The organism is Bacteroides sp. 3_1_13 (assembly GCF_001185845.1).
In the GTDB taxonomy this organism is placed as follows: domain Bacteria; phylum Bacteroidota; class Bacteroidia; order Bacteroidales; family Bacteroidaceae; genus Bacteroides; species Bacteroides xylanisolvens.
Genome location: NZ_KQ236955.1, coordinates 38,685 through 55,540, shown reverse-complemented (window position 1 = coordinate 55,540; position 16,856 = coordinate 38,685). Strand labels below are relative to the sequence as shown.

General features: G+C 41.0%; 10 protein-coding genes, 1 tRNA gene and 1 pseudogene. 4 read left to right on the top strand and 8 right to left on the bottom strand.

Annotation, left to right across the window (positions count from 1 at the left end; translation table 11 throughout):
- Nucleotides 1-21 precede the first annotated feature (21 nt).
- Together HMPREF9009_RS00175 and HMPREF9009_RS25605 are read left to right on the top strand one after the other, a co-directional pair.
- Nucleotides 22-2,022 (top strand): glycoside hydrolase family 97 protein, encoded by a 2,001-nt coding sequence (locus HMPREF9009_RS00175; RefSeq protein WP_049701108.1) that lies wholly within the window; start codon nucleotides 22-24, stop codon nucleotides 2,020-2,022.
- Between the two features lie 25 nt (nucleotides 2,023-2,047).
- A complete protein-coding gene (locus HMPREF9009_RS25605) occupies nucleotides 2,048-3,259 on the top strand; it encodes a metallopeptidase domain-containing protein (protein ID WP_049701107.1) in 1,212 nt (403 codons plus the stop codon).
- Nucleotides 3,260-3,283: 24 nt separating this feature from the next.
- On the opposite strand, the pseudogene HMPREF9009_RS26340 reads toward HMPREF9009_RS25605, so the two are convergent.
- From HMPREF9009_RS26340 to sppA, 6 genes and pseudogenes are all read right to left on the bottom strand, one after another.
- Nucleotides 3,284-3,412, bottom strand: a pseudogene (locus tag HMPREF9009_RS26340) (site-specific integrase); the annotation flags it as partial.
- Between the two features lie 292 nt (nucleotides 3,413-3,704).
- Nucleotides 3,705-3,777: transfer RNA gene (locus HMPREF9009_RS00160), tRNA-Phe, on the bottom strand.
- Nucleotides 3,778-3,937: 160 nt separating this feature from the next.
- Nucleotides 3,938-4,975 (bottom strand): thiamine-phosphate kinase, encoded by a 1,038-nt coding sequence (gene thiL, locus HMPREF9009_RS00155; RefSeq protein ID WP_049701105.1) that lies wholly within the window; start codon nucleotides 4,973-4,975, stop codon nucleotides 3,938-3,940.
- Nucleotides 4,976-4,991: 16 nt separating this feature from the next.
- Nucleotides 4,992-5,801: a purine-nucleoside phosphorylase gene (locus tag HMPREF9009_RS00150; RefSeq protein ID WP_004316831.1), complete on the bottom strand. Its 810-nt coding sequence runs from the start codon at nucleotides 5,799-5,801 to the stop codon at nucleotides 4,992-4,994.
- Nucleotides 5,758-6,888, bottom strand: a complete 1,131-nt coding sequence (gene lpxK, locus HMPREF9009_RS00145; protein WP_049701104.1) for a tetraacyldisaccharide 4'-kinase — start codon at nucleotides 6,886-6,888, stop codon at nucleotides 5,758-5,760. The genes HMPREF9009_RS00150 and lpxK overlap by 44 nt, the downstream gene beginning before the upstream one ends.
- 10 nt (nucleotides 6,889-6,898) lie before the next feature.
- Nucleotides 6,899-8,677, bottom strand: a complete 1,779-nt coding sequence (sppA, locus tag HMPREF9009_RS00140; protein ID WP_049701103.1) for a signal peptide peptidase SppA — start codon at nucleotides 8,675-8,677, stop codon at nucleotides 6,899-6,901.
- A gap of 271 nt (nucleotides 8,678-8,948) precedes the next feature.
- On the opposite strand from sppA, the gene HMPREF9009_RS00135 reads away from it, so the two are divergent.
- Entirely contained in the window at nucleotides 8,949-11,147 is a 2,199-nt protein-coding gene (locus HMPREF9009_RS00135) for a GH92 family glycosyl hydrolase (RefSeq protein WP_049701102.1), read from the top strand.
- Between the two features lie 257 nt (nucleotides 11,148-11,404).
- Here the strand turns inward: HMPREF9009_RS00135 and HMPREF9009_RS00130 are convergent, their stop codons facing one another.
- Both HMPREF9009_RS00130 and HMPREF9009_RS00125 read right to left on the bottom strand, forming a co-directional pair.
- Nucleotides 11,405-12,451: a FecR family protein gene (locus HMPREF9009_RS00130; protein ID WP_049701101.1), complete on the bottom strand. Its 1,047-nt coding sequence runs from the start codon at nucleotides 12,449-12,451 to the stop codon at nucleotides 11,405-11,407.
- Between the two features lie 54 nt (nucleotides 12,452-12,505).
- On the bottom strand, nucleotides 12,506-13,093 hold the full coding sequence (locus HMPREF9009_RS00125) for an RNA polymerase sigma-70 factor (RefSeq protein WP_004310625.1): 588 nt from the start codon (nucleotides 13,091-13,093) through the stop codon (nucleotides 12,506-12,508).
- A gap of 345 nt (nucleotides 13,094-13,438) precedes the next feature.
- Between HMPREF9009_RS00125 and HMPREF9009_RS00120 the strand changes: the two genes are divergently transcribed.
- Nucleotides 13,439-16,855: a SusC/RagA family TonB-linked outer membrane protein gene (locus HMPREF9009_RS00120; protein WP_049701100.1), complete on the top strand. Its 3,417-nt coding sequence runs from the start codon at nucleotides 13,439-13,441 to the stop codon at nucleotides 16,853-16,855.
- Nucleotide 16,856: the final 1 nt, after the last annotated feature.

Below are 16,856 nucleotides of genomic sequence, written 5' to 3'. Positions count from 1 at the left end.
AGATATAAAAAGTATTAGTTTATGAAACGTATGATGAGAAGACTTTTGCCGGTTCTAATGGCTGTCGCGCCTTTGACCGTTTGTGCGCAAAAAGTGTATGAACTGAAGGATGCATCCGGCAGGGTGCAGGTGAATGTGAGTGTAAATGATAAGAATGTTGAATACTCTGTTCTCCACGAAGGGGATGTGATGATAGACCACTCTCCTGTCTCCATGAAACTGACGGACGGAACAGCTTTCGGCGTGGATCCGAAAGTCAGGAAAGTCAGCAGGCGGTCGGTGAATGAAACGATTTACCCGCCTGTCTACAAAAAGAAGTCAATCGAAGATAGGTTCAATGAACTGACGATTGACTTTAAGGGTGGATATAGCCTAGTATTTAGAGCATACGAAGACGGTGTCGCCTATCGTTTTGTTTCCAGTTTGAAAAAGCCGTTTATGGTAGAAAGTGAACAGGCAGTTTTTAGTTTCCCGAATGACCCGAAACTATTCGTGGCTTCTCCGAAAGGAAGAATGAACGAGGGCAAAAAAGATCCTTTTTACAGTTCTTTCCAAAATACGTATGTAGAGACAGCTTTGTCTGCATGGGACAAGGAGCAGATTGCCTTTTTACCAGTTTTGGTAGAGGGAGCGAATCAAAAGAAAATATGTATTACCGAGGCCGATTTATTGGATTATCCGGGTATGTACGTAAAGCATGGGGATTCCGGTTTTTCTTTGGAAGGTACGTTTGCCGCTTATCCCAAGAAAGTGGTGGACGAAGTACGTGGACTTAAAGGCGTAGTGAAATCCCGTGAATCTTATATTGCCAAAGTGGAGGGAGCTACCGCTTTTCCCTGGCGTGTAATGGTCATTTCAAAGAATGACACAGAGTTGTTGTGCAATGATATGGTCTATAAACTGGCTACTCCGGCTCAATTCACCGATTTTTCATGGATTAAACCGGGTAAGGTTGCCTGGGATTGGTGGAATGACTGGAATATCTATAATGTGGATTTCCGTGCAGGAATCAATAATGAAACCTATAAATATTACATTGATTTCGCGTCTAGGTTCGGCATCGAATATGTGATATTGGATGAAGGTTGGGCAGTTCCCGGTAAAGCTGATTTGTTCCAGGTTATTCCTGAAATTGATTTGGAAGAATTGGTCAGCTATGCGAAAAGTAAAAATGTGGATTTGATATTATGGGCGGGTTATCGTGCTTTCGAGAAGGATATGGACCGTGTATGCAAGCATTATGCAGCTATGGGAATTAAGGGCTTTAAGATTGACTTTATGGACCGTGATGACCAATGTGTCATTGATTTCAATCGTAAAGCAGCCGAAACAGGAGCAAAATATAAACTGCTGATTGATCTCCACGGTACGTCCAAGCCGACAGGGCTTCAACGCACCTATCCGAATACAATCAATTTTGAAGGAGTTCACGGGTTGGAAGAACTGAAATGGGCTGAACCGGGAACGGATCAGGTGCTCTATGATGTGACTGTACCCTTCATCCGTATGGTAGCCGGTCCGATGGACTATACACAGGGAGCAATGAATAACGTGATTATGAAGAACTTCCATGCGGTATATACAGAACCAATGAGCCAGGGAACCCGTTGCCGTCAGTTGGCACTTTACACAATTTTCGATTCTCCTATCAATATGTTGTGTGATGCTCCTACCAACTATATGAAAGAGGAAGAGTGTACGAAGTTTATCGCTTCCATTCCTACTGCATGGGATCAGACTCTTCCTATCAGCGGTAAAATAGGAGAGTATATTGTTATGGTCCGTCAGAAAGGAGATACGTGGTATATAGGTGGATTGACCGATTGGAAAGCTCGTGATATGGAAGTTGACTTGTCCTTCTTGGGAGAAGGTGAATTTAATGCTGAGATTTTCAAGGACGGTATCAATGCTGATAGAGTAGGAAAAGACTATAAACGGGAAGTAATAAAAGTTTCATCAGATAAGACGTTGAAATTACACATGGCTCCCGGTGGCGGATTTGTAGTGAAGATAACAAAATAGGTATATTTTAAAAATGAGTTTTCGCATGAAGAAAAATACTTTTTTTCTAGCCTTGTTCCTAATTCTCTCTTTAGGGATATATGCGCAGGAAAAAATTCACGGTCTGGCTGTTATTACCGAATTTGATGATTTTCAATATGAGGCATCCGACGCTGCTATTGATAGTTTACTCAATCAAAAGAGTGGCTATAATAAGTCGAATAATGTCGGATCGTTGTATGAGTATTTTAAGGACCAGACAAATGGGAAATATGAAGTCACCCATACAATTGTTCGCATTCGCTTTAATAAAAATATGAGTTACTTTAGAAACTCTACAGGTAAAAATCCGGACACGAATAAACCGTGGGATTGGGGACAGGCATTTGCCGACTCGGTGATTCTGAAAGTACAAGAGAAGTATCCTGATGGTATTCCCGGATTAACCCGATACAAAGGAAAACCTGATAATGGAATTGCTTCGTGGTTAGTATTGGTGCCGTTTGGATATTCAGCGTATGGGGTTCATTCTGCCATTCCATTTAAAAGTGGTAATGAGTATATTCCGATGAACCATATTGGATTGTGTGACATAGGAAAAGGACCGGACTATATGGTAAGGATAATGGCTCATGAATCCTCTCATGCAATTTTTCGCCTTCCCGATGTAGGATATCAAAAGGGGGATAATCTATCTATCAAAGGAAGTGCCGGTTCTTTTTGTATGATGGGATGGAATGCTGGTAGTAAGAATGCGCCCATTGATTATTGTGCACCTATATTGCTTACTTTGAAAACAGCAGAAGTGATTGATATTTCATCTGATTTTAAAGGAGAAATATCAATTAAGTCCAATGCGAGAGATACATTATATCGCTACGTGAATCGTAGAAATCCGAAAGAATATTTTGTTATCCAGGCACTTAATCATAGTAAATGGTATCCTACACATAATGTAGCGGGTCATCCAATGGATATAGGATTGGCTATTTGGCATGTAGTGGAAGATGATAAAGCTCCCATGTCTCCTTGGTTCCGTCTTGTTCAGGCTGACGGGATAGACTTGATGAACGATACTTCAACAAAACCGCCTGTAGCAACCGGTAATGATAACCGTGTTCTTTTTGGCAAAAAAGTAAAATCGGTTAATGGTAGAATAAACCCAATGCTATCTTGGTTGGATGGTTCTATTCCTAGTCTCAATATTACTGATATCAGCGCCCCGGGTGCGATAATGAACTTTAAAGTGGGTGATTAATGTTTTAAGTGTAAAAAATAAGTTGGAAAAATGGATTCTTGTTTCTTCGTATTGACCGTTAATTGTGATTCTCATTAGAATAGGTGCTTCGCCATTTTTTAATAATTTCGTTTTGAGAACGAAAAACAGAATCTTCATTGTTCCTTGTTTCATAATCTTTTTCTTTAAGTTGGTAAGTACAATTAGTTATTCTGTCAACTTGAAAGATGAGCAGGAAGTCGGTAAAAAAGTTAAAAATCGGTGGTTTTTTGTAGACATGGTCTGAAAAAACACCGATTTTTTAGTTCTAAGATTCTCTTTGTTTTCCTTCATCTTATATTTGTCAGTAAAGGAAGAATCTTTTTTGCTTTTCTTTTTCGGCTGGAATTTGCGTATTGGAGTATAAAAGAAAACCCATTGAAATGACTGAATTTCAATGGGTTCTGAGAAATTACCGAATCGATAGTGGTGCCACCAGGAATCGAACCGGGGACACAAGGATTTTCAGTCCTTTGCTCTACCAACTGAGCTATGGCACCTTGTGGTTGTTCGGTCCGGTAATATCTCTTTTGCGGTTGCAAAGGTAGTGAAACTTTTGGATTCTGCAAGTCTTCTGGAAATAAAAAACACTGATAAAAAGCTAGTCGGCTTATTATCAGTGCTGTATAGGATAAAAATATTTCAAGTATATAATGAAATCTATTGTTTATCCTCCTTCAATGGATTCCATCCTTGTGCTTTCAATTCAAATTCTTGGCCGTCACGCGTAATCAATGCACAGCCAAGTTCGGGTTTGGTGATATGTCCGATGAGGCGCACTCCTTCCATTTGTGATACTTTCTCATGATCGGCGATAGAAACGGTAAAGAGTAGTTCATAATCTTCTCCGCCATTCAAGGCGCAAGTCGTCAGATTCATGTTAAACTCTTCAGCCATAACAGCCGTCTGATAATCGATCGGAATATGTTCTTCGTACACGCGGCAACCGGCATTGCTTTGTTTGCAGATATGCATCAATTCTGATGACAGGCCGTCCGAAATATCCATCATAGAGGTTGGGACAATATTGGCGGCAGCTAGTTTCTCAATGATATCCTTACGTGCTTCCGGTTTTAACTGGCGTTCTAACAAGTATTCTTTGCCGGTGAAGTCCGGTTGAATGTCTTTATCACCTTTTAGTACGACTTTCTCACGTTCCAATAGTTGTAAACCCATATAGGCTGCTCCCAAGTCACCGCTGACGCAGATCAGGTCAGTTTCTTTTGCTCCATTACGGTACACCACTTTATCCTTGTCAGCATCGCCGATACAAGTGATGCTGATAGCAAGTCCTGTAAGGGAGGAAGTTGTATCACCTCCCACAATGTCGACATTATATTGCTGGCAAGCCAGACGAATACCAGAATAAAGCTCGTCCATATCCTCTACGCTGAAACGCTTGGAAAGGCCAAGAGATACCGTAATCTGCCGGGGAGTGCCGTTCATGGCATAAATATCGGAGAAATTAACGACTGCTGATTTATATCCCAAATGTTTCAAGGGAACATAAGTCAGATCAAAATGTACACCTTCCATAAGCAGGTCGGTTGTTACCAATACTTGCTTTTCTGAAGGGTAGGAGAGAACGGCGGCATCGTCGCCCACTCCATATTTACTGGATTCGTTTTCTAGTTTGATTCCCTCGGTGAGGCGGTCGATCAGACCAAACTCACCGAGAGATGCTATTTCAGTTCTCATAAATCGGGGTGATTGTTTAGGCACGGTTGATAAGTTCGCGCATGATTGTTGTCATTTTCGGTTGAGCGGCATCGGCTGCTTTCTGAACTTCTTCGTGCGTTACTTCTACGATTTTTCCTTCTACTCCCAAGTCGGTAATGACGGAAATACCAAATACTTTGATACCACAATGGTTGGCTACAATTACTTCCGGAACGGTAGACATACCAACAGCGTCGGCGCCAAGGATATGGAATAGTTTATACTCGGCAGGAGTTTCGAAAGTAGGGCCTTGTGTACCGATATACACTCCGTGTTGTACTTTGATTCCTTTTTCTTTGGCAATCTCATCAGCTTTACAGATCAGTTCCTTGCTGTATGCTTCGCTCATGTCCGGGAAACGAGGACCGTATGGGATATTTTTTCCACGAAGCGGATGTTCGGGGAAATAGTTGATATGGTCGGTGATAATCATCAAATCACCGATTTCGAAGTCTGCATTTGTTCCGCCACTGGCGTTGGATACAAACAAGGTTTTGATTCCTAATTCGCGCATCACACGTACAGGGAAAGTCACTTCTTTCATCGAATAACCCTCGTAATAGTGGAAGCGTCCTTGCATAGCCATGATATCCTTATTGCCTAGTTTGCCGAAAATCAGCTTACCGCTATGACCTTCGACGGTAGATACCGGGAAGTTCGGGATATCCGAATACTTTATTTCATACTTCTCGGTGATTTCGTTTGCCAAACTGCCAAGTCCGGTACCAAGTATAATGGCTGTTTCCGGGCTGGTGTGCATCTTACCTTTCAGATAAGCTGCGGTTTCTTGTATTTTCTCTAACATAGTCAATAATATGTTGGTTAAATTTATCTTGTTGATTCTGTAATATTTCTATTTCAATAGGCAAGGCATAGATAAATGGTTTCAATTCCTTGTCCAAAGCCGGATGGTTAATCAGGCGTGTTGCATCTTTTTCGGTAGTAATAATCAATCGGCGTTCTCCTTTCAGCCTATGAAACCGTTCTTTGATAAGCTGGATATCCCGATGGCTGAAATTGTGATGATCGTCAAACGATAGCAAATCTATTTGTTGGGTACAATCTTTCAGCCTTTCAAGAATGGGAGCCGGTGAGGCAATTCCGGTCATCAATAATATATTTGTATTTGTCAGTGAGGACAAAGCAATTTCATTGTTTGCCGAAGGGGTATCTGTGTCCGGAACCATCATAGGAAACACAGGTTGCAGGTTGCCATACCGGAACGATGAAAAGAATAACTGTTGATATGGATAAAGGTTCAGTCGTTTCGTGATGATATTATAATCAATAGGCTTGATGTCCTGCGGACATTTGGTGACAATAACGATTTGTGCCCGGTTTTTGCCGTTAATTGGCTCACGAAGTCGTCCTGCGGGGAGCAAAGTGTCGTCACAAAACAGCCGGTGATAATCCGTTAACAGAATACTCAATCCCGGTTTGACATATCGGTGCTGGAAAGCGTCATCCAACAGGATAACATCTATTGAAGGCTTTTGCAGGGCAAGCAGCTTTTCTATGCCATGACAACGCTTTTCGTCGACAGCTACTGTGACAGACGGGAATTTTTGATGCATCTGGTACGGTTCGTCGCCAATGCTTCTTGCCGTACTTTCCGGAGTAGCCAGCACATAACCTTTCGTATGCCGTTTGTATCCCCGACTTAATACAGCTACATTATATTGATTACAAAGAGACTTTATCAGATATTCAGTGTGCGGAGTTTTCCCTGTTCCTCCAACAGCAAGATTACCTACGCTGATGATAGGTATATCAAAACTCTTTGATTGGAGCACTTCCCAGTCAAAGAGTTTATTTCTCATCATTACCGCTGCTCCGTAGAGCCAGGAGGCAGGGTAGAGCCACTTATGTATCTTGATAAAGTGTTCGTCCATGTATGGCAGTTTATTTAATATTCAGTTCGAACGGAATACGAGCCTGAATCATGGATTGTTCTTGCAGATTTTTCAGTAAACCGAATTGTTGGTAGAACTCACCTAACTTACTTTTCAGCAATTGTGATTCTACGTAATTCGTCGGTTTCGTATCAAGCAGGGAAGAAAAAAAATTTTGTTTTGCAGGATAAGAAACAACGGTGTAGCCCTCGATACCGGCTTTTGCCACGGCAATATCCAGTGCTTTGTCAATGCCGCCTAATTCGTCTACCAGTCCTAACTTTTTAGCAGTCTCCCCAGTCCATACACGGCCTTCGGCAATCTTTTCGATCGCTTCCTTTGTCATGTGGCGTCCTTCGGCACAACGGCTGACAAAGGTGTCGTATCCTTCGGTAATCATCATTTGAAGCAATGATCTTTCATCCTCGTTGAACGGGCGCATGATATTCCCGAAATCAGCATATTTATTCGTCTTAACTACATCATAACTTAAACCGATTTTATCAGTCAATCCTTTTACATTGGGAATGATGCCGAATATTCCGATAGAACCGGTCAGGGTAGTAGGCTCTGCAACAATCGTGTCGGCAACGCAAGAGATATAGTACCCTCCTGACGCAGCATAATCACCCATAGAGACAATGACCGGTTTCTTTGTTTTCAACTCTTTCACTGCATGCCATATTTGTTCTGAAGCAAAAGCACTTCCCCCCGGAGAATTGACACGGAGTACAACAGCTTTCACATCATTATCATCTTTCAATTTACGCAGGTCACGAATGACTTTCGAACCAACAATTCCGTCCTCGGAAGTTGCGGAGCTCGGATAGTCTGTAATTTCACCGGATGCATAATAAACAGCTACGATATTGCCGCTTTTGTCTTTGGGTACATTCTTCTTTACGTTCATCATGTCGCTTAATCCTACCATCGGGAGATTGTCATCCTCATCTATCTCTACCAGTTTTTTAAGATAATTGCGCACATCATTGCGATAAATCAAAGTATCAGCCAATCCGCACTTTACACTTTCTTCTGACGGATAGAACATTAACATACGATCGGCATAAACATTCAGAGAATCTACTGGAATATTGCGGGAAGCAGAAACCCCCTCCGTCACCTGGCCCCAGATGGAAGTGATAAATGCTGTCACTTGTTCGCGATTGGCAGGGCTCATTTCTGTTGCAATAAACGGTTCCACGGCAGATTTGTAAGTTCCCACCTTGAACACCTGCATCTCAACTCCTATTTTTTGTAGCAGGTCTTTGTAGAACAGGGGAGCGGAAGCGATACCTCTCCATTCAATCATTCCTTTGGGATTGAGCAGCACCTTATCGGCTGCGCTGGAAAGATAATAAAGCCCCTGCGTATAGGAGTCGGCATAAGCAATGACGAACTTTCCACTCTCCTTGAAATCGAGCAGTGCGTTGCGGATTTCTTGTAAGGAAGCATAGGAGGTACCTAATGAACTTGCTTGCAAATAAATCCCTTTGATATTTTCGTTTTCTTTAGCCTTCTGGATGGAAGAGAGAATATCGTCCAGTCCGTACGTGTTAGATTCGTCACCAAACAACTGTGATAAAATACCTAGCGGATCTTCTTGCGTACGTTCAACTAACGTTCCGTTTAAGTCGAGTATCATTACGGAATTCTTTTTTACGATTGTTTCCGTGTCCGAAGCGGACATGATGCCAAACAGCGTTACCATGCTGATTATAAATAATACAATACTTGACAAAATGATACCTGTCACCGTGGCAAGTGTAAATTTCAAGAAATCTTTCATTATACTTATTGTTTTTGCGTCAGCTTGTTATTAAGCTAACAAAGATAAATAATTGAGTTGATATTTATTCAATAAGTCGTACGAATTTTTGTTTTATCACAGCGAATCGATATAAATAGAAGCTTCTTTCCTGTAAGATTTAAGTATATTTGTCTGTATCTAATCCTTTTAAATGAGAAGAATTCTCTAATTTTGTGGCACAACTATTATCGTGAAAAATTAAATAAATATCAGCATATGTAATGCGACATTAACTTAACATTATATTACCATGAAAAGAAAAACCCCTTTTGTGGCTGCAGCTTTAGCAGCAGGCTTGTTCTTCTATTCTTCCTGTACTCCGACTGAAAAAGCGGAAACAAAGGATTATACTCAATACGTTAATACCTTTATCGGTGCTGCAGATAATGGCCATACATTTCCCGGCGCGTGTTATCCTTTCGGTATGATTCAGACCAGTCCTGTGACGGGAGCAGTTGGTTGGCGCTACTGTTCTGAATATGTTTATGAGGATTCCCTGATTTGGGGATTTACTCAAACACATCTGAATGGAACGGGATGTATGGACTTAGGTGATATTTTGGTGATGCCGGTCACCGGTACACGTGTACGTGCGTGGGATGCTTATCGTAGTCATTTCCCTAAAGATAAAGAAGCGGCTACTCCGGGATATTACACCGCAGAGCTCTCTGATCCACAGGTAAAAGCGGAACTGACTGCCTCTATCCATGCTGCCCTTCACCGCTATACTTATCACAAGGCTGATTCTGCCTCTATATTGATTGACTTGCAACATGGTCCTGCATGGAGAGAAGAACAATATCATTCACAAGTTAATAGTTGTGAAGTGAACTGGGAAGATGCTCAAACACTGACAGGGCATGTCAATAACACGGTATGGGTCAATCAGGATTATTTCTTTGTGATGAAATTCAACCGTCCGGTAGTCGATTCACTTTATCTTCCGATGGGCGAAACAGAAAAAGGAAAACGCATCATTGCCTCTTTTGACATGCAGCCGGGAGACGAGCTGATGATGAAAGTGGCTCTTTCCACCACCAGCATAGATGGGGCTAAAAAGAATCTGGAAGCAGAAATTCCTGCCTGGGATTTTGAAGGAGTAAGAGCTACCGCCCACAATGAATGGAATAACTATTTGAGCCGTATTGAAATAGAGGGTACCGATGATGAAAAGACAAATTTCTATACTTGTTTCTACCACGCATTGATTCAGCCTAATCAAATTTCGGACGTAGACGGTATGTATCGTAATGCCGCCGACTCTATTGTAAAAGCCGGAACTGGTGCTTTCTATTCTACGTTCTCTTTGTGGGATACTTACCGTGCCGCTCATCCATTTTATACATTGGTGATTCCCGAACGTGTGGACGGTTTTGTGAATTCTCTCATCGAACAGGGTGAAGTGCAAGGCTTCCTGCCTATTTGGGGATTGTGGGGAAAAGAGAATTTCTGTATGATTGGTAATCACGGCGTATCAGTCATTGCCGAGGCTTATCGCAAAGGATTCCGTGGCTTTGACGCTGAACGTGCTTTCAATATAATAAAGAAGACGCAGACTGTATCTCATCCGTTGAAGTCGGATTGGGAGGTTTATACGAAATATGGTTATTTCCCGACAGACCTGATAAAAGCAGAATCTGTATCTTCCACTTTAGAATCTGTATATGATGATTATGCTGCTGCCGATATGGCACGTCGTATGGGTAAAGAGGAAGATGCCGCTTACTTCGCGAAACGTGCTGACTATTATAAGAATCTTTTCGATCCGGAGACGAAGTTCATGCGTCCGCGCAAAGCTGACGGAACTTGGAAAGCTCCGTTTAACCCAAGTGCGTTGGCACATTCTGAAAGTGTCGGTGGAGATTATACGGAAGGAAATGCATGGCAATATACTTGGCATGTACAACATGATGTTCCAGGATTAATCCAGTTGTTTGGGGGAGAAAAACCTTTCTTGAATAAATTAGACTCATTGTTTACGGTTAAGCTAGAAGGTGAAAGTTTAGCAGATGTTACTGGATTAATCGGGCAATATGCTCATGGAAATGAGCCAAGCCATCATGTGACTTATTTGTATGCACTGGCTGGTCGTCCGGAACGTACACAGGAATTGGTTCGTGAAATATTTGATACTCAATACAAAAACAAACCCGACGGACTTTGCGGAAATGATGATTGCGGACAGATGTCTGCCTGGTATATGCTTAGTGCGATGGGATTCTATCCGGTAGATCCGGTAAGTGCGGAATATGTATTCGGTGCTCCACAGTTGCCGAAGATGACCTTGCATCTGGCCGATGGCAAGACTTTCACGATTATTGCGGAGAATTTGTCGAAAGAACATAAATATGTAGATAGTATTACATTGAATGGCGAACCATATACGAAGAAAACAATCTCGCATGAGGATATTGTAAAAGGAGGAACGCTGGTATACAAGATGAAGTAATAAATTCGTTTCTGTACTGTTATGGGACTAATGACTTTAATTAATAGTGGTTGGGATCATAACTTATAGTAGAGAAGAAAAAAAGATACTGCAAGAATAAATTGTACGACACCCGGGTCTCATGCTGCTTGACACCCGGGTGTCAGCATGTTCAACACCCGGGTGTCGGTGTGCATGAGACCCGGGTGTCGTACAACTTAATACTACCAAATGAAATTAATTTGAAGCCATACGATTAAGTTTGTACTAATACAAACTTATTTCCCTACAATCCTACTCACCTCTATACGCTGCTTTTCAAACTTCTCATTATTGCTGTTGCGGTTACTAACCTCTTTACAGCGAATAGGTGCACTCATTTCAAGCAAGCGCAAAATCTCATTTAAAGATTCACCTTCAAAAGTCGCTTTATAGGAATACTTTCCTAATTCGGCGTCTTTCAGAATAAATTCCACGTTATAAGTCTGTCCCAAACGTTTGAATACATATTCCAGCGGGTCATCTCTAAAAATGAGTATTCCATCTTTCCATGAGCACCATTTATAAGTATTGGTCTTATTGACGTTATATAAGGAAGTGGCCAAATTATAGTCAATTTTCTCTCCCGGTGAAAGGGAAATCGTCTTTTTCTGGTCAAGAGTGACTGCGACCTTTCCTTTTACTAACGTCACTGCTGCTACATGATCCGGAGCGTATGCGTTCACATTGAATGCAGTGCCGGTAGCTTCTACAGTCAGTTGTTTTGTTTTTACGATGAAGGGATGCTCTTTATCGGATTCTACTTCAAAATAGGCTTCACCTTGCATCGAAACAACTCTTTGCTTATCATTGAATTGAGTCGGATACTTTAAAGAACTTCCGGCATTTAGCCAAACCTTAGAACCGTCAGGCAGATTAACTACCGACCAAGTGCCATAAGGAGTGAATAGCTCCTGATAAGTCTCTGCAATTTGAGAAGCGGGTTTAAAATAAAGATAAGCAGATAATATCAGTAAAGGAAGAAGTAAGATAGCTGCCACTTGCTGCCAATAGTGTAGGAAGGACAACTTAGGACGAACGGAAAACGGCTGGTTTGGATGGAGAATCTGCTCCATTACTTTTCTGTGCGCATTGTCCACATCTATCTCTTCCGGATTAAAAGCCGGGTGACTGACTTCCCACACATTCTTTTGTGATAGAAAGCTCCTATAGTTTTCGGGAGTAGCCGATATCCAATCATCCAGTACCTTTATTTCTTCTGGTGTAGCCTCTTTCGAGAGATATCTGGAGATTATAATTTCTATGTCTGAATCTTTATTTATCATAATGCATTTTACCTTATATATAATAGACGTTTCAGAAAGAAAATCCCACATTCATTAGTGGAAAAGAAATAAAAAAAGTAGTAAATAAAAATCTTTTAATAAGATGCGGAGCTGCTTCAATGCTTTGCTGATACGTACTTCTACCGTTCTGACAGAGATATTCAGGCGATTGGCTATTTCCTGATATTTAATATTTTCTAATCGGCTCATCTCGAACACTTCTCTTTCTTGAGGAGGTAATTGTTCCAATGCATTTTTAAGTTGCCGGCATAAATCAGAATACAGTATGTAGTTTTCTGTCGTATCTATATCTATAGAATCCGATTTAAGTTCGTAAGCAATGTGCTCATCTATAATCCTGCGATGGCGTAATTCGTCCAGACAGTAATTCCTGACCGCTTTCAGTAAATATGATTTTAGTGAGTTCTCAATTACCAATGATTTCCGGTCATTCCATAGTTTGAGAAAGATATTTTGTACAATATCTTCACAGGTAGATTTCTCCGGAATGTAAGTACCGCCAAACAATACCAAATCTTTATAATAAGCATGGAATAATCGGGTAAAAGCCTGTTTATCATCCTGTTTCAGTGCTATTACCAGAAAACGGTCGTCGGAAGTCTGTTGTTGGATATTCGGCATAGTATTGTAGTAAAGGTTCTATTGTCGGGGGTAAAAATAGAAAGATTATTTGGGATAAACGATAGTTTGATGAAAAAATAATGCAGATGAAAAAATAATGCGATATCCAATGTGGCTTTTATTTTTAGAAACGTCTTATTGATAGAAACGTCTTATTGATAGAAACGAGAGAAAAACACATTTATTAACCTTTAAATAATACAAGCCATGAGAAAGACATAATCAGTGAATTCAGCTTCCGACAACTGATAAAAAAAAGGAAGGTCTGACTCACCTTCCTTTCCAAAGATTCAGTTATTCGTTAATCAACTTATTTGTAGAACCAATAACCAAACATGTAAAGGTATGAAACTTATTTCAATTAGAAAAATGAAAAAGAGAATTAATGTACCTGCGAATGTAAAAATGGGGAGAATCTGTGCTATATGGTTGTTTTGTATAGCTTTGCAAGCTATCAGTATACCTATCCTGGCACAATCCGCCAAAATTACATTGCGACTGAAGAATGTGACTGTAGAGGAGGTCTTGACTAGTATCGAAAATCAGACAGAATATCGTTTCTTATACAACAAAGATATTGTTGATGTAAGTCGTATAGTAAGCATTACTGTGAAAAATGAACGGATGACTCTGGTACTGGATAAACTTTTTAAAGGCGAAGGAGTATCTTATACGATTGAAAAACGTCAGATTGTATTAAACAAAGTTTCATCTCAACCACAGGATAACAAACAGCCGGTCAAAGTGACCGGAAAGGTAGTGGACGAATCCGGCGAGGTTCTTCCGGGAGTGACTGTTATGATAGAAGGGGCTACTCAAGGAACCATTACCGGTATAGATGGCAATTACCAGTTGCAAGTTCCGGAAGGCTCGATACTGAAATTTACTTCAATAGGTTACACTACATACACGCAGAAAATTACCCGACCGATGACGTTGAATGTGACGATGAAAGAAGATTCAAAACAATTGGATGAAGTTGTTGTGGTAGGATATGGAACGACCACCCGTAAGAATCTGACAACATCCATTGCAACGGTAAAAACGGAAAAAATATCGCGAGCCGCAACAAGTAATATGTCACAGATGTTGCTTGGGCGGGCTGCCGGACTGGAAGCTACGTTGACAAGCCCGCAACCGGGTGGAGCAGTTGACCTTTCAATTCGTGGGGCAGGTACTCCTATCTTTATAGTGGATGGAGTAATGATGCCTTCCACTTCTTTAGAGGTTGGAAACGGAAACCAGGTTATGCCCAACTCTATCAATCGTTCGGGATTGGCCGGACTTAACCCTGCCGATATTGAATCTATCGAAGTTTTAAAGGATGCATCTGCCTCCATTTATGGAATTGGTGCAGCCAATGGTGTCGTTTTAATCACTACAAAGAAAGGTACTGAAACTCGTCCCCAAATCACTTATGAAGGAAATTATTCTATCGTGAAAAACTATCCGTATCTGGAACCTTTGAGTGGGGAAGAATATATGAATGTTGCCAACATTTTCAATAAAGAAAACTATTTATTTACGAACGGTATGTATCCTTACGGTGATAAACCTTTTGATAATAAATGGGTACCTCAATTCTCACCTCAACAGATAGCTGCCGCTCAAACAACAGAATGGCTGGATTGTGTATTAAAGGATGGTAGCATCAATAATCATAATATCACAATTACGGGTGGTTCTAAACTGCTGAAATATTATCTGTCCGGAAATTATTACAAACAGGAAGGTACGGTAGAAAACTCCGCTATGGAACGTTATGCTCTTCGGACAAACATTTCTTCACAATTGCTTCCATTTCTTAAGTTGACAGCAATTGTCAATGTAAATGAAAATGAATATACAAATTCAACTTCCGGTGGCGGAGGTGGTGGAAATGGGTACGATGCCATACAATCAGCATTGACTTATCCTTCTTATTTACCAATCAGAGGTGAGGATGGAAAACCTACCTTATATTCAAATTACCCCAATCCGGCCGAGATGATAAAAGTTAGTGACCGGACTAAAACAAGCGGTTATTATCTAAACTTTGCTGCCGATGTGGATATAATCAAGGATATGTTGTCCTTCCGTTTGATGTATGGCATTAATAAGGAGAATGCTAATCGTAATCTGTATATTCCTTCTGATATATATTTTATGGACATGTATAAATCAAGAGGGCATTTGGGATATGTTGAACGTAGAAACCAAACCATGGAAGGCACGTTGACTTTCAAAAAGCAGTTTGGAGATTTGTTACGTGTCGATGCCGTAGTCGGTATGGGAAGATATACGAACGATTCAAATGGACTTGAACTTGACTACGAACAGATTAACGATCACATTGCTGCTGATAAGGTGGAAGCTGCGGAAGGCGCTTTCTACCCGACTTCTTTCAGAGCAGCCGATGAACGTCGTTCTCAATTTGCCAGGGCAAGTGTGGATGTGCTCGACAGATATGTAGTTGCCGCTACTATTCGCCGCGATGGAACGGATAAATTTTTCCCGGGAAAGAAATATGCCTATTTCCCTTCAGTATCATTGGCCTGGAAATTATCTAACGAGCCGTTTATGAAGCATATATCATGGATTGACCAGTTGAAGATTCGTGGTAGTTATGGACAGACAGGTAATGATAATCTGGGTAGTTCGCTTTATGGCACTTTCAGTCTGGCAGCCCAATATATCAAGTTCTCTAACAATTCAGTGACTTATGTGCCTTATTTGCTTAGCGGTCCTGATTACCCGAATGTTACCTGGGAAAAGACTACCATGAAAAATATAGGTATAGACTTTTCAGTCTTGAAAGATAGAATCTGGGGAAGTTTTGATATGTTCCGCAATGATGTAACCAACTTGCTGGGATATGACTCTGCCTCTCCGCTTAGTATGACATCTTCCGTCCCGATGAATTATGGACATTATGTACGTTACGGATGGGATGCGACTATTAACTCACTTAACTTTGAAATCCCCCGTGTGTTTAAGTGGACCTCACAATTGACCTTATCACATCATAATGCCGTTTGGAAAGAACGGATGCCCAACTATTATTATGAAGAATATCGAATCCGCAAGAACGAACCGGTGAATGCTTATTATTACTATGAAACGGAAGGCGTTATCAACATAGATAAAAGCAATATGCCCGAATCGCAGAAATCTTTGCCGGCAGATGCGCAACAGCCCGGTTATCCGATTATTAAGGATGCAAATGGGGATAATAAAATAACGATTGATGATGTAAAGATGCGGAATACACTTCCAAAAATTCACATAGGCTTTGGAAATACATTTGTATACAAAGATTTTGATCTGGATGTATTTATGTATGGACAATTCGGACGTACACGCTATAACTATGCATATCGTTGGGCACTTGTCGGAGATGTGTATTACACGAGTCCCAAGAATTCAAACAAATATGTATATACTATCTGGAATTCCCAAACCAATCAGAATGGAAACCGGCGTGGTATTGCTTCAACAAAGGCTGTCGCTTTACCTGGTAACGTAGGCTTTGAGGAAGATTATCAGAATGCTTCGTTCGTACGTGTCAGGAATATCACTTTAGGATACAACCTTTCAGGAAAGAAGCTGGGAAGAGTGGGTGATTATGTGAGTTCTATCAGAGTTTTTATCGACTGTCAGAATCCGTTTACTTTTACCAAGTTTGTAGGTGTCGATCCTGAAATAAAGACGGGTGGCGACGGCTCCAAAGCGGAGTATCCGATGACGAGAACATACTCCTTCGGAGCAAAAATATGTTTCTAAG